This is a genomic window from Pseudomonas sp. NPDC079086 (assembly GCF_044542155.1).
Lineage (GTDB): Bacteria > Pseudomonadota > Gammaproteobacteria > Pseudomonadales > Pseudomonadaceae > Aquipseudomonas.
In genome coordinates this window covers 56,969-70,070 of record NZ_JBITTY010000006.1, presented here as the reverse complement: position 1 = coordinate 70,070, position 13,102 = coordinate 56,969, and the positions used below count along the sequence as shown (strand labels likewise).

The following is a 13,102-nucleotide window of genomic DNA, read 5'->3' as shown; positions in this document are numbered from 1 at the left end:
TCTAAGCACGAGTCGCAATATGCAGCGCCCGGCCCCGCTTCTGCGCGGCCGGGCGTTTGCCGCTTTTAGGTCCGCTGCTTTTTGCCGCGTGACGAGTGAAGGTAGTAGAAATGGCCAAAGAATTTAGCCGGGCCCAGCGCATCGGCGACCAGATACAGCGCGAACTGGCGCAGTTGATCCGCCTGGAAATCAAAGACCCACGTCTTGGCGGTTTGGTGACCATCACGGCGGTAGAAGTCAGCCGCGATTCCAGCCATGCCAAGGTGTTTGTCACCATCATGGGTGGCGAGCCTGAGGAAGGTGTTGATCCTGTCGTGCAGAGCCTTAAGGTGCTCAACGATGCCAGCGGCTTCCTGCGCATGCAGTTGGGTAAGGCAATGAAACTGCGCAGCGTGCCGAACCTGCGTTTCCATTACGACGAAAGCGTGATTCGCGGTGCGCAGCTGTCGGCATTGATCGAGCGTGCAGTCAGCGAAGACCGTCAGCACGGTGATGAACCCGAGGCCAAGGAGTAAGCGCGTGGCCCAGGTCAAACGTATTCGTCGTGCCGTTGATGGCATCATCTTGTTGGATAAGCCCAAAGGGTTCAGCTCCAACGCTGCGCTGCAGAAGGTGCGCTGGTTGCTGAACGCCGAGAAGGCCGGGCACACCGGTAGTCTCGATCCATTGGCCACTGGCGTATTGCCGCTGTGTTTCGGTGAGGCGACCAAGTTCTCCCAGTACTTGCTGGATGCCGACAAAGGCTACGAAACCCTGATGCAGTTGGGCGTGACCACCACTACGGCGGATGCCGAAGGTGAAGTGCTGGAGCGCCGCCCCGTGACCGTTGGTCGCGCCGATATCGAAGCGGTTCTGCCGGGTTTTCGTGGTGAAATCAGCCAGATACCGCCGATGTACTCGGCACTCAAACGCGACGGGCAGCCACTTTACAAGCTGGCTCGTGCAGGTGAAGTAGTGGAGCGCGAGCCGCGTTCTGTTACTATTGCGCGCCTGGAATTACTGGCCTGCGAGGCGGAGCAAGCGCGTCTGGCGGTCGATTGCAGCAAAGGCACCTATATCCGCACTTTGGTCGAAGATATCGGCCACCTGCTGGGTTGCGGTGCACACGTTGCAGAGCTGCGCAGAACCAAAGCCGGTCCCTTCGATTTGAGCCGCACCGTAACGCTCGAAGAGCTGGAGCGCGTGCATGGCGAAGGTGGCAACGAAGCGGTTGACCAGTTCCTGCAACCGGTCGACAGCGGCCTGCAACACTGGCCGCTGCTGCAGTTCTCCGAACACAGTTCGTTTTACTGGCTGCAAGGGCAGCCGGTACGCGCCCCGGAAGCGCCGAAGTTCGGCATGGTACGGGTGCAAGATCACAACGGTCGCTTTATCGGTATCGGTGAAGTGAGCGAAGACGGGCGCATTGCGCCGCGTCGTTTGATTCGGTCGGCATGACCGTAGCGCAGGCAGGGGGTTTCGGCTCTGGTCTGCGTGTATCGAGGGTGGCTGTTAATAGGCGCGGTCATACCTCACTTAAAAACACGGGAAGCGATTCCCGGCCTATTGCGACTGTTTCGGCAGTTGCCTAACTGAGAGGATTGCCCACATGGCACTCAGCGTTGAAGAAAAAGCCCAAATCGTAACTGACTACCAGCAAGCTGCTGGCGACACCGGTAGCCCGGAAGTGCAAGTTGCATTGCTGTCCGCCAACATCAACAAGCTGCAAGGCCACTTCAAGGCCAACGGTAAAGACCACCACTCGCGTCGTGGCCTGATCCGCATGGTTAACCAGCGTCGTAAGCTGCTGGATTACCTGAAGGGCAAGGATGTTAGTCGTTACAGCGCCCTGATCGGTCGCCTGGGTCTGCGTCGCTAAGCAATGCTTATGCGTAGCTGACTGCCGAAGCTGGAAGTGGGGTTTGCCCCTGCTTCCAGCTTTTGCTTTTCTGCTTTAGCTGTTTTGGACGATAGCGGGTCCGATACCCGTAACCGCCCCCACATTCTGCAAGACCCGTTTGTTCACGTTGCAGTGATAGAACGGTTGCAAGAAACGCTTTCCCCAAGGGCAACAAAGAGAAGGAAAACACCGTGAACCCGGTAATCAAGAAGTTCCAATTCGGTCAGTCGACCGTAACCCTCGAGACTGGCCGTATCGCCCGTCAAGCCTCCGGCGCAGTGCTGGTCACCGTTGATGACGACGTTGCTGTACTGGTTGCCGTAACTGGCGCCAAGACCGCCGACCCGAGCAAAGGCTTTTTCCCACTGTCCGTGCACTACCAGGAAAAAACCTACGCTGCCGGCAAGATCCCTGGCGGTTTCTTCAAGCGTGAGGCACGTCCTTCCGAGAAAGAAACCCTGACCTCGCGCCTGATCGATCGTCCGATCCGTCCGCTGTTCCCAGAAGGTTTCCAGAACGAAGTGCAGGTTATCTGCACCGTTATTTCCACCAGCAAAAAGACCGATCCGGACATCGCTGCGATGATCGGTACTTCGGCTGCGCTGGCCATTTCCGGCATCCCGTTCAACGGCCCTATCGGTGCTGCACGCGTGGCTTTCCACCCGGAAACCGGCTACCTGCTGAACCCGACTTACGAGCAACTCAAGGCCTCGAGCCTGGACATGGTCGTAGCCGGTACCAAAGACGCCGTACTGATGGTTGAGTCGGAAGCTAAAGAGCTGACCGAAGACCAGATGCTGGGCGCCGTACTGTTCGCTCACGACGAATTTCAGGTTGTGATCAATGCCGTTGCCGAACTGGCTGCCGAAGCCGCCAAGCCGACCTGGGATTGGTCCGCCAAGCCAGAGAACACTGCACTGCTGAGCGCTATCCGTAGCGAGTTCGGCGAGGCGATCTCCCAGGCTTACACCATCACCGTCAAGCACGAGCGTTATGCCCGTCTGGGTGAGCTGCGCACTGAAATCGTTGCCAAGTTTTCCGGTGAAGAAGGTCAGCCTTCTGCTGGCGAAGTCAAAGACGCTTTCGGCGAAATCGAATACCGCACCGTGCGCGAGAACATCGTTAACGGCAAGCCGCGTATCGACGGCCGTGACACCCGCACTGTGCGTGGCCTAAACATCGAAGTCGGTGTACTGGACAAGACCCACGGTTCGGCGCTGTTCACCCGTGGCGAAACCCAGGCTCTGGTGGTTGCCACCCTCGGTACTGCGCGTGACGCACAGCTGCTCGACACCCTCGAAGGTGAGCGCAAAGACCCCTTCATGCTGCACTACAACTTCCCGCCGTACTCGGTTGGTGAGTGTGGTCGCATGGGCGCCACTGGCCGCCGCGAAATCGGTCACGGTCGTCTGGCCCGTCGCTCCATCGCCGCTATGTTGCCGGCTGCTGACGTGTTCCCGTACACCATTCGTGTGGTGTCGGAAATCACTGAGTCCAACGGTTCCAGCTCCATGGCTTCGGTCTGCGGTGCTTCCCTGGCTCTGATGGACGCCGGCGTGCCAATGAAGGCGCCGGTTGCCGGTATCGCCATGGGTCTGGTTAAAGAAGGCGAGAAGTTCGCAGTTCTGACCGACATCCTCGGCGACGAAGATCACCTGGGCGACATGGACTTCAAAGTAGCCGGTACCGCCAATGGCGTCACTGCGCTGCAGATGGACATCAAGATCCAGGGCATCACCGAAGAGATCATGGAAATCGCCCTGAATCAGGCACTGGAAGCACGCCTGAACATTCTCGGTCAGATGAACCAGGTTATCGCGACCTCGCGCACCGAGTTGTCGGCTAACGCCCCAACCATGATCGCGATGAAGATCGACCAGGACAAGATTCGCGACGTAATCGGCAAAGGTGGCGCGACCATCCGTGCCATCTGCGAAGAAACCAAAGCGTCGATCGATATCGAAGATGACGGTTCGATCAAGATCTTCGGCGAAACCAAGGAAGCGGCCGAGGCTGCGCGTCAGCGCGTTCTGGGTATCACCGCAGAAGCTGAAATCGGCAAGATCTACGTCGGTAAGGTTGAGCGCATCGTCGACTTCGGCGCCTTCGTCAACATCCTGCCGGGTAAAGACGGTCTGGTGCACATCTCCATGCTGAGTGATGCTCGCGTTGAGAAAGTGACTGACATTCTCAAAGAAGGTCAGGAAGTTGAAGTACTGGTGCTGGACGTGGACAACCGCGGCCGTATCAAGCTGTCGATCAAGGACGTTGCTGCTGCCAAGGCTTCGGGCGTTTAATCGCCGGATTGCTTACAGCAGAACAGAGGGCCCTTCGGGGCCCTCTTTTTTTGTCTGCGAAAAACTAAATGGTCTGGAGTGGCTATGGGTGTCGTGCAATATGCCTTGTGCGGTTGGCCACTACATGCAGATTGCACGACTCTGGTTGATTTAAATTTTATTTAAGTGATTGATATTTAATATAAAAATAACTTTATTCGGGTTGGCACAGCGCTTGCGATAGTACTGGGGAGGCTGCAGCTCGTAGTGGCTTGCAGATTTTTCAGTACACGCAGGAGGCATTACCTATGAAAAAGCCAATCAAGCATTTCGCCGTAACCGCCATGACCGCCACCGCACTGGGCCTGTTGCTCGCCGGGCCAGTTCTGGCTGCGGGTACCCCGACTGTGCAGCCAATGATGCTGGCCGCCAGTGAAACGATGGATAAAGCAGAAGATGCGGTAACCGACACCTGGATTACCAGCAAAGTGAAGTCGACCTTCCTTGCCGATGACAGCTTGAGTGGTATCGATATCAAGGTCGAAACCAATAAAGGTGTTGTTTCGCTCTCCGGGGTTGTTGCCAGCTCCGCTGAGCGTGATTTGGCCATTGCCAAGGCAGGCGAGATCAAAGGTGTCAGCGCTGTATCAGCAGAAGCACTGAAAACCGCTCAGTAATCCACGGATATGTGCCAGACGAGTTGACTTGTTCTGGCCGTTACTCAACGACGAGGGAAACCCAATGAATTCCGACATAATCAAAGGCAAGTGGAAGCAGATCAATGGCCGCATCAAAGAGCGTTGGGGCAACCTGACCGACGATGATCTAGATGTCGCCGAAGGCCATAGCGATTATCTGGCAGGCAAGCTGCAAGAACGCTATGGCTGGACCAAGGAAAAGGCTCAGGATGAGCTGCGTGATTTCAGCAGTAAGCTGTAATCAGGCGTAAAAAGCCCCGCTGGCATAACCAGCGGGGCTTTTTTGTGGCTGTTCTGGATGGTTCAGCTACCGCGTTTGCTTTCCACGCTCTTCAGTCGGCCGCCTTCGAATCGCAGGTAGTAGTTCATACCGTTACGCGGGCCATAGACCCATTCCTCGACGAGGAACTCGTTATTGCCGTGGGCATCCAGGGTGTAACCCAGCATATCGCGGGCAATCGGCTCGCCGCACTTGCTGGCGACCTCTGTCGTTCGGTCACCGCTGCTGGCGATGCCCTTTTCGCAGCGTAGGGTGCTGGCCTGGGCGCTGGTTGCCAGAGCTAGCAGGGTGAGGCTGAGTGCTATCCGTTGCATGGTGCAATGTCCTTATCGTGGATGCGGGAAGTGTAGGGAGTTGCTAGTTACCGCGTTTGCTTTCGATCTTGATCAGTCGGTTGCCTTGAAAACGCAGAAATTGGTACATGCCGTTGCGTGGTCCGTAGGACCATTCTTCGACCGCGACTTCATTGTAGAAACCATATTCATCAAGTACTTCGCGGTAGCCGAGAAAGTCACGGCTCAATGGTTCGCCACATTTGCTGCTGACTTCGTTGGTGGTGTCATCAAGGCTGACCAGCCCGCTATCGCAGCGCAGGGTCGAAGAGGCCTGTGCGCACCAAGGTGCCAGTAATAGCAGGGCGATAACCAGTATTCTCATAGGTTAGCGGCTACGACGGCGTTCGATGGCGCGCAGGCGCGTGCCTTCGAAGGTGAGAATGCTCAGCATGCCGTTATCAGGACCATAGACCCATTCCTCGATCTGATACTCGCGGCGCTCGTTTGGGCCGAGGGAGTAGCCGACCAAGTCACGGAAGGCCGGTTCACCGCATTTTTGCAGCACCTCAAAACGCCGGTCATCCAGGCTTACCAGTTGGCTGCCGCAGCGCAGCGTTTCGGCCTGGGCCAGAGACGATGCACCCGTGAAGGCAAAGAACAACGTTGTAGCCAATACACGCATATTACGAAGACCTTACTCGCTGCCGAGGTGCAGGGTGGTGGCGACGCGGCCGTCGGCATCAGCCTGCGCAATGTTGACATCCAGCAGGTAAATACGTTCATCGGTTAGGCCGCCGCGCTCGACCAGATAACTCTTTATTTCTGCCGCCCGTGCCTGGGCCAGCTGACGCTGCAGCAACTCGCTCTGTGCCCAGGATTGCAGCACACCTTCGCGCATCTTCGCGCTGCGTTCCTCGTCAGGCAGTTCGGCCCACTCGGCTGGTGGCTGCTGCTTGAGGCGGGTGCGATAGATGCCTTCGAGCAGCACCGCCTTGTCGTCATCATCCACAACCAGCTCACTGGCTTCGGCGGGCACATCATCGCCACGGCGTTGCAGCATCTTGTACCAGGTGTTCTGGTATTCGCGTTCCAGGCGCGCAGCCGCCAATGGCGGGCCGTCGCTGCTTTGTGCGCTCATGCCTTCGATCTCCAGGCGTAGGGTTGGACGCTCCTTCAAGGCGCTAGCCAGCGTATCCAGTGCCTTCTGCGCGTCGCCGTCGAGTTCGCTGCCGCCGGCCGAGAAACGTACGGTGCTGAGGTCGACATCGCTGCCACCACTGACCAGCCCACCGATAAATTTGAACGGTGCCTGTGCTGCGCGCAGCACCAGGTTGCGCAGGGTTTGCCAGACGATCGGCATCACGCTGAATTCCGGGCTGTTGAGGTTGCCCTGCACCGGTAGCTGGATTTCGATATTGCCTTTGGTGTCTTTGAGCAGAGCCACAGCCAGACGAATCGGCAGATCCATGGCGTCCTTGCTGTCGACTTTCTCACCCAGCTGCAGGTCTTCCAGTAGCAGCTTGTTCTCGGCGTTGAGGTTGCCTTTCTCTATCTGGTAATGCAGATCGAGGTTGAGGCGGCCCTTGCGGATGCGGAAGCCGGCGAACTTGCCAGAGTAGGGCGTGAGTGTGGTCAGCTCGACGTTCTTGAAGCTGGTGGCGATATCCAGGCTGTTCAGCGGGTCAAACGGGGTGAGCTTGCCCTTGATGCTGACGGGTGCGTACTTGTCGACCTTACCCTTGATGTCAACGCTGGCGGCTTTCGGGCTTTGGTTATCCAGGGTGCCGATCTGGCCGTTGAGCTGACCAATCGCGGTGGCGAAGTTGGGCCGTAGGCTGAAGTCGGCAAAGTTGGCCGAACCGTCTTTGATGTTAATGCCACCGATGCGGATCGGCAGCGGCTTCTCGGCCGGTGCTTTGCTCGACTCGTTGCTGGCGGGCTGGGGCACCAGCAGGTCGTTGATATTGGTGGTCAGGTCTTCGTTGATGATAAAGCGCACGTAGGGCTGCTGCAGTTTGACCTGGCCGATCACCAGGCCCTTGCCGTGCTGATAGTCGAGCCCTTCAATCTGCACTTGCTGCCATTTTAGGAAGTCACGATCCTTGAGTGTGTCGAGGGTATGCAGCTGGTTGATCTCGGCTTGCCCGCCAATGCTCAAGGCCAGCGGTTCGACGCTTTGCAGGTCAACCGCCAGGTCGCTGCCGAGCTTGCCGCTGCGCAGCTCCAGGCGCACGAAGGGGCTCAGGTAGGTCTGCGCCAGACGCAGGTCGATATCGCGGGTAGCTACTTGTAGCTTGGCCGTGGTCGGAGTCAGTTGTACCCGGCCGTCGGCCTTGATCTGGCCGGTCTTGTTCACCCCCGTATCGATTTTGAGGCCGAAAGGTGAAGTGCCCAGACTGTCGAAGTTGCTCAGGTCGAGGTTGAGTGGAGCTAGATCGATTTTGACTTCCGCACCACCGGCGCGGTCGGCCAGATGTACCTGATAGTCGCGCAATTGCACGTCGCGCAGGATCACTTGCCAGGGTTTACTGGCCTCTTCTGGCTGGCCTGCAGTGGCGGTTTCTAGGTCAGCGGATTGCTCCGCAGTCGTCGGTTCGCTTGGCTCTTTTACCGGCTCGGCTTCTGTTGCTGCTGAGCCTGCGCCACCCTCATTCGGAGCTGGAGCTGGAGCTGGAGCCGGTTTGGCAGGTTGGCTGGCCAGTAACTTCTGCCAGTCGAGCTGGCCATCGGCTTCGCGCGCGGCCCAGGTTTCCAGTTTCTGGCTACGGATTTTGCCGACGATAACTTGCTGCTTGGCCAGATCCACGCTGGTTTCGCTGATGTCCAGGCTTTCCAGGCGCAGCAGCGGTTTTTCCGCCGGGTTCTTGATGGCAAAGCTGCTGACGCTGAGCTGGGTATTGCTCAGCAGCAGTTCGGTGCCTGTGGCCAGGTTCAGGCTGTAGTCGCTGCTGAGGTTGACGATGCCGTCTTCCAGGACCAATGGCACTGCATCACGTACATAAGGCCAGAAGGCTTTCAACTTGCCGTCGGTGACCTTCAGGCTGCCGCTGGAGCTGATCGGCACCAAACTGATACGCCCGGTCCAGTCGATGCGCCCGCCCTGGGGACCGGTGGCGACCAGGCTCATGTCTGCATTGTCGTCAGGTAGAGTGCTGAGGTTGTGCAGTTCGAAATTGAGATCGTCGTAAACAAATTCGATCGGCTCGCTGGGGCGCAAGTCCTCAAAGTGCACGTTGCCGCCACTCAGCTTGATCCGCGAAATACGCATCGGGAACGGCTCGCCGGCAGGTTCTTCGACCTCAGATTGCGGGCTGGGCGGCACTTTAAACAGTTGGGTCAGGTTAAGCCGGCCGTCCTTGCCGAACAGTACTTCGCTGTGTGGCTTGTCCAGCTCGATATCGGCCAGGTGCAGCACGCCGTTCCACAGGCTGTCGAGTTGCAGGTTGGCATACAGGCGTTCGAAGGCGATTTGCTGCTGTTCGGCTTCGCCAATCTGTAGGCCCCAGAGGCTGAGCTCCAGGCTGAACGGGTTGAGTTGCAGGCGCTGCAGTGTGGCGGGTACTTCGGCGTAGTGCGCCAGCTGCTGGTTGGCGATGCGCAGGCCGATACCGGGCAGAATCAGAAACCCCAGCAGGCTGTAGAGGGCAACGGCGATGGCAATGGCGCTGGCAGCGCGCTTTATTCCTTTAAGCATAAAAACGTCATCTATCCCGACGAGAAGTGCCTTGGAGTATGGCACGCGTGCGCAGTTCCGCAGAGGCTCTGCGCGGCGATTTTCTTCACGCAGACGGGTACATCAGAACTGCAGGATCAGGGTTTTCAGCGGCGGTTGGCCATCCTGCGAGGGGAAGTCGCTGGCCGGTGGCAGCACCTGCCAGTCACGTACCGGGCGCCCGAGCTTTTCCGCGCAGCGCAACACCTGTTCGCGCCAATCGGCCATGGCGACTTTTGCCAGGTTGTTGCAGCAGATCAGCACACCATCATCGTCGGTGGCGAGAATCGCAGGTTTGAGCAGGCTCTGATAATCGCGCAGCAGATCGACAGTGCCGAAAGCGCTCTTGGCCCACGCGGGCGGGTCGAGCAGCACCAGGTCAAACTGACGCTGTTCAAGGCGCGGGTAATGCGGCAGCTTCTGCCCGCGACGGGCGTTGATCGGCAGACCGGCCAGTTGGCGAATCGCTGGGAAGTAGTCCGACTGCACAAATTGCATGGCTTGCAGCTGTGGGTTGAGCTGGCCATTTTCGCGGCCTACCGCCAGATTGCCTTCGGCAAAATCCAGATTGACGACTTCACGGGCTCCCCCAGCGGCTGCGCTCAAACCGACACCGCAGGTGTAGGCGAACAGGTTAAGTACTGACTTGTCAGCGCTGTGCGTTTTGACCCAGCCGCGTGCGTTGCGCAGGTCGAGAAACAGCAATGGATCTTGCCCTGCATGGCGGCCACGGACGCGGTAGTTGAGGCCCCATTCATGGCCGATCAGGTCTTCCAGTGCGCTAGGCTCGGCCTGATAGACCGAATCAGTGCGGTCGATTCGCGAGTTACCCTGGGACCGGTCGTTGTAGACCAGCAGCAGTGGGGTGCCGAGGCTGACCTGGCATTGCTCAGCCAGTTGCAGCAGTTCGTCGCGACTCAGGCTCTGGTGAAAGCTTTGCACCAACAGTTGCGGGCCGTAACGATCGATGGTCAGGCCGCCGGCACCTTCCTGGCTGCCATGGAACAGGCGATAGCAGTCGGTGTTTTGCTGATGCAGTTCGGCCAGCAGGTCTTGACGGTTATGCAATGCGGCGCGCAGCGCCTGGTCGAGAGAGGGCATGCGCGGCGACTCGAAAAAGGAGGGCGCGCAGTTTATCAAGATTCACCTGCCGGGACGCAGGCTCGGCGAAAACAGCAAGGGCACCCTAAGGTGCCCTTTAATTTGCGAGTGTTATTCGATCAGACGATACGGTTGCCGCCAGTGCGGTCAGCGCCATCAGCTGCGATACGGTTGCCGCCAGTGCGGTCAGCGCCATCAGCTGCGATGCGGTTGCCGCCAGTGCGGTCAGCGCCATCAGCTGCGATGCGGTTGCCGCCAGTGCGGTCAGCGCCATCAGCTGCGATACGGTTGATGCTGGTACGGTCGAAGCCATCGGCAGCGATACGGTTAGCACCAGTGCGGTCAGCGCCGTCAGCCGCGATGCGGTTACCGTCGGTACGATCTGCACCGTCTTCGGCGACACGGTTGATGCTGGTGCGGTCAAAGCCATCAGCGGCGATACGGTTGCTCAGGGTGCGTTCAGCACCGTCAGCGGCAAAAACGTTGCTGGTCAGGCTGGCGGCAAGCAGGGAAGCGATCAGGTACTTGTTCATCTGGATGTCCTCGGAAGAGTGGGGTAAGTGGCTACGGGGCTAATGTTGCGCCGCAGCCCGACTCTTGAGAAACGCAGGTGGTCAATAGCAATCATCATTGCTGTCGATGGGAAATAAAAAAGCCGGCCCCGTGATTGATGGGGCCGGCTTTTAGGCAGCTAAAGCTGAGTGGTGTTATCAGGCTCGTTCGATAGCCAGAGCAACACCTTGACCGCCGCCAATGCACAGCGTCGCGAGGCCTTTCTTAGCGTCGCGTTTGATCATTTCGTGCAGCAGGGTGACCAGCACGCGGCAGCCGGAGCCGCCGATCGGGTGGCCGAGGGCGATGGCGCCGCCATTGACGTTGACCTTGCTGGCGTCCCAGTTGAGTTCCTTGCCAACTGCCAGGGCTTGCGCGGCGAAGGCTTCGTTGGCTTCGATCAGGTCCAGGTCACCCAGCTGCCAGCCGGCCTTGGCCAGGCAGCGCTGGGTAGCGCCGACTGGGCCGATGCCCATGATCGCCGGATCGACACCGGCATTGGCGTAGCTGGCGATCTTCGCCAGTACCGGCAGGCCCAGGATCTGGGCTTTGGCGGCGCTCATCAGCAGCACGGCGGAAGCGCCGTCGTTGAGGCTGGAGGCGTTGCCGGCGGTGACGCTGCCGTCCTTCTTGAAGGCCGGTTTGAGTTTGCCCAAAGACTCGGCTGTGGTGCCGGTGCGCGGCTGTTCGTCGGTGGCGAAGGCGATTGGGTCGCCCTTGCGCTGGGGGATCATGATCGGGGTGATTTCATCGACAAAGCGCCCGGCTTCGATGGCGGCCACGGCTTTCTGCTGCGAGGCAGCGGCGAAGGCGTCCTGGGCTTCGCGGCTGATGTCGTATTTGTCCACCAGGTTCTCGGCGGTGATGCCCATGTGGTAGTCGTTGAAGGCATCCCACAGGCCGTCAGTGATCATGGTGTCGACCAGCTTGGCGTGGCCCATGCGCAGGCCGGTGCGCGCACCGGGCATGACATATGGGGAGAGGCTCATGTTTTCCATGCCGCCGGCGATGATTACGTCGGCATCACCGCAGCGAATGGCCTGGGCGCCCAGGTGCAGGGCCTTGAGGCCCGAGCCGCAGACCTTATTCAGAGTCAGCGCGGGCACAGCATGGGGCAGACCGGCGAGGATTGCCGCCTGGCGCGCCGGGTTCTGCCCACTGCCTGCGGTCAGCACCTGGCCGAGGATCACTTCGTCGACCTGCGCGCCGTCCAGTCCAGTTTGTTCCAGCAGGCGGCGGATCACCGCAGCGCCCAGTTCGGGGGCTGGGATATTCGCCAGTGAACCCTGGAAACTGCCGATGGCGGTGCGGGTGGCAGCAACGATGACGACGTCTTGCATAACGCGATCCTCATAAGTGACAGGCGCGGCTGGCCGCGAAAGGTCGCTATGTTGGCACAGCGGCTTTGTTCACGGCCAGCGCGCGAACCGGCCGGTCAGCGCGGCGGCAACTGCAAACGTTTGCGCGCTCGGTGAATGGCGCCGCCACGTACCGCCCAACGCAGCACCGGGGCCAGGCTGTGTACGCCGCTGTGGATGATGCGGCTGCGCGCCGGGCTGATCTGCTGACCAAGCATCTGCTGTGCCCAATCCGGTAGCAGGTCGATACCCGCCTGCATCAACAGCTTGGCTGCCGGTGCGGCGAGAGCGCTGGGGGGCGGTGCGCCGAGCAGGATGCGCAAAATTTCCAGGGAGCGCTCATCGCAGAGCAACTCAGGGCGCACAGCTGCCAGGTAGGCGGCGACCTCGGTGCGCGAACGCGGTACCTGGGTGGCGCCCAGGCGTTCAGCGATCAGAGCGATTTCCGCGTAGTAGCGGTCTTGGTCGGTCTCGCTCAGCTGCGGGTTGCGGTAGCGCAGGTGGGCCTGGAGAAAGCTGTACACCTCGGCCACATGCACCCAGGTCAGCAACGCAGGATCACTGGCGGCATAGGCGCGGCCATCTGGGGCGGTGCCCGTGACGTTGAGGTGAATGGTTTTAACCTTGTCAATCAGCCAGTCGGCATCGGCGCGAGAGCCGTATGTGGTGCCGGAAATAAACTGCCCGGTGCGACGCAAGCGACCGAGCAGATCCTCACGAAAATTCGAGTGGTCCCACACCCCAGCCAGCGCCAGTGGGTGCAGGGCCTGCAAGAGCAGGGCGCTTATGCCGCCAATCAGCATGCTGGTGAAGTCGCCATGCACCTGCCAGCTCACCGAGTCCGGGCCGAACAGGCCGGGGTCGCCCTGGGGTTTTTCAAAGTCGATCTGGCCGAGGGCGATACCGCTCAGGCTCAGGACTTGGCTTTCGATACGACGGCGCAGGAATTCCATAGGAGCTCTGTAGAGCGG

General features: G+C 59.4%; 14 protein-coding genes. 6 read left to right on the top strand and 8 right to left on the bottom strand.

The window, feature by feature from the left end:
• The first annotated feature begins 110 nt into the window (after positions 1-110).
• The 6 genes from rbfA (at position 111) to ACIGEK_RS21180 (ending at position 5,094) form a co-directional block, all read left to right on the top strand.
• Complete coding sequence (gene rbfA, locus ACIGEK_RS21205; RefSeq protein ID WP_397495222.1) at positions 111-515, top strand: 30S ribosome-binding factor RbfA; 405 nt, start codon at positions 111-113, stop codon at positions 513-515.
• A gap of 4 nt (positions 516-519) precedes the next feature.
• Positions 520-1,437 carry a tRNA pseudouridine(55) synthase TruB gene (truB, locus tag ACIGEK_RS21200; RefSeq protein WP_397495221.1) on the top strand — a complete coding sequence of 306 codons (918 nt, stop codon included), beginning with the start codon at positions 520-522 and terminating at the stop codon, positions 1,435-1,437.
• Positions 1,438-1,588: 151 nt separating this feature from the next.
• A complete protein-coding gene (rpsO, locus tag ACIGEK_RS21195; RefSeq protein ID WP_275961681.1) occupies positions 1,589-1,858 on the top strand; it encodes a 30S ribosomal protein S15 in 270 nt (89 codons plus the stop codon).
• A 212-nt stretch (positions 1,859-2,070) separates the two neighbouring features.
• The gene (pnp, locus tag ACIGEK_RS21190; protein WP_397495220.1) at positions 2,071-4,176 is read left to right on the top strand and encodes a polyribonucleotide nucleotidyltransferase; all 2,106 of its coding nucleotides are present in this window, start codon (positions 2,071-2,073) and stop codon (positions 4,174-4,176) included.
• Positions 4,177-4,463: 287 nt separating this feature from the next.
• Entirely contained in the window at positions 4,464-4,832 is a 369-nt protein-coding gene (locus ACIGEK_RS21185) for a BON domain-containing protein (protein WP_397495219.1), read from the top strand.
• Positions 4,833-4,896: 64 nt separating this feature from the next.
• Entirely contained in the window at positions 4,897-5,094 is a 198-nt protein-coding gene (locus tag ACIGEK_RS21180) for a CsbD family protein (protein ID WP_397495218.1), read from the top strand.
• 62 nt (positions 5,095-5,156) lie between these two features.
• On the opposite strand, the gene ACIGEK_RS21175 is transcribed toward ACIGEK_RS21180, so the two are convergent.
• The 8 genes from ACIGEK_RS21175 to ACIGEK_RS21140 all read right to left on the bottom strand — a co-directional run bounded on the left by ACIGEK_RS21175 (position 5,157) and on the right by ACIGEK_RS21140 (position 13,084).
• Positions 5,157-5,447 carry a DUF2845 domain-containing protein gene (locus ACIGEK_RS21175; protein WP_397495217.1) on the bottom strand — a complete coding sequence of 97 codons (291 nt, stop codon included), beginning with the start codon at positions 5,445-5,447 and terminating at the stop codon, positions 5,157-5,159.
• A gap of 43 nt (positions 5,448-5,490) precedes the next feature.
• Positions 5,491-5,790, bottom strand: a complete 300-nt coding sequence (locus ACIGEK_RS21170) for a DUF2845 domain-containing protein (RefSeq protein ID WP_397495216.1) — start codon at positions 5,788-5,790, stop codon at positions 5,491-5,493.
• A gap of 3 nt (positions 5,791-5,793) precedes the next feature.
• Positions 5,794-6,090: a DUF2845 domain-containing protein gene (locus ACIGEK_RS21165; RefSeq protein ID WP_397495215.1), complete on the bottom strand. Its 297-nt coding sequence runs from the start codon at positions 6,088-6,090 to the stop codon at positions 5,794-5,796.
• Positions 6,091-6,102: 12 nt separating this feature from the next.
• Positions 6,103-9,102 carry a DUF748 domain-containing protein gene (locus ACIGEK_RS21160; RefSeq protein ID WP_397495214.1) on the bottom strand — a complete coding sequence of 1,000 codons (3,000 nt, stop codon included), beginning with the start codon at positions 9,100-9,102 and terminating at the stop codon, positions 6,103-6,105.
• Positions 9,103-9,204: 102 nt separating this feature from the next.
• Positions 9,205-10,221: a class I SAM-dependent rRNA methyltransferase gene (locus tag ACIGEK_RS21155; RefSeq protein WP_397495213.1), complete on the bottom strand. Its 1,017-nt coding sequence runs from the start codon at positions 10,219-10,221 to the stop codon at positions 9,205-9,207.
• A 119-nt stretch (positions 10,222-10,340) separates the two neighbouring features.
• Entirely contained in the window at positions 10,341-10,754 is a 414-nt protein-coding gene (locus tag ACIGEK_RS21150) for a phage infection protein (RefSeq protein ID WP_397495212.1), read from the bottom strand.
• A gap of 177 nt (positions 10,755-10,931) precedes the next feature.
• Positions 10,932-12,113 carry an acetyl-CoA C-acetyltransferase gene (locus ACIGEK_RS21145; RefSeq protein WP_397495211.1) on the bottom strand — a complete coding sequence of 394 codons (1,182 nt, stop codon included), beginning with the start codon at positions 12,111-12,113 and terminating at the stop codon, positions 10,932-10,934.
• A gap of 95 nt (positions 12,114-12,208) precedes the next feature.
• The gene (locus ACIGEK_RS21140) at positions 12,209-13,084 is read right to left on the bottom strand and encodes an oxygenase MpaB family protein (RefSeq protein ID WP_397495210.1); all 876 of its coding nucleotides are present in this window, start codon (positions 13,082-13,084) and stop codon (positions 12,209-12,211) included.
• Positions 13,085-13,102 lie beyond the last annotated feature (18 nt).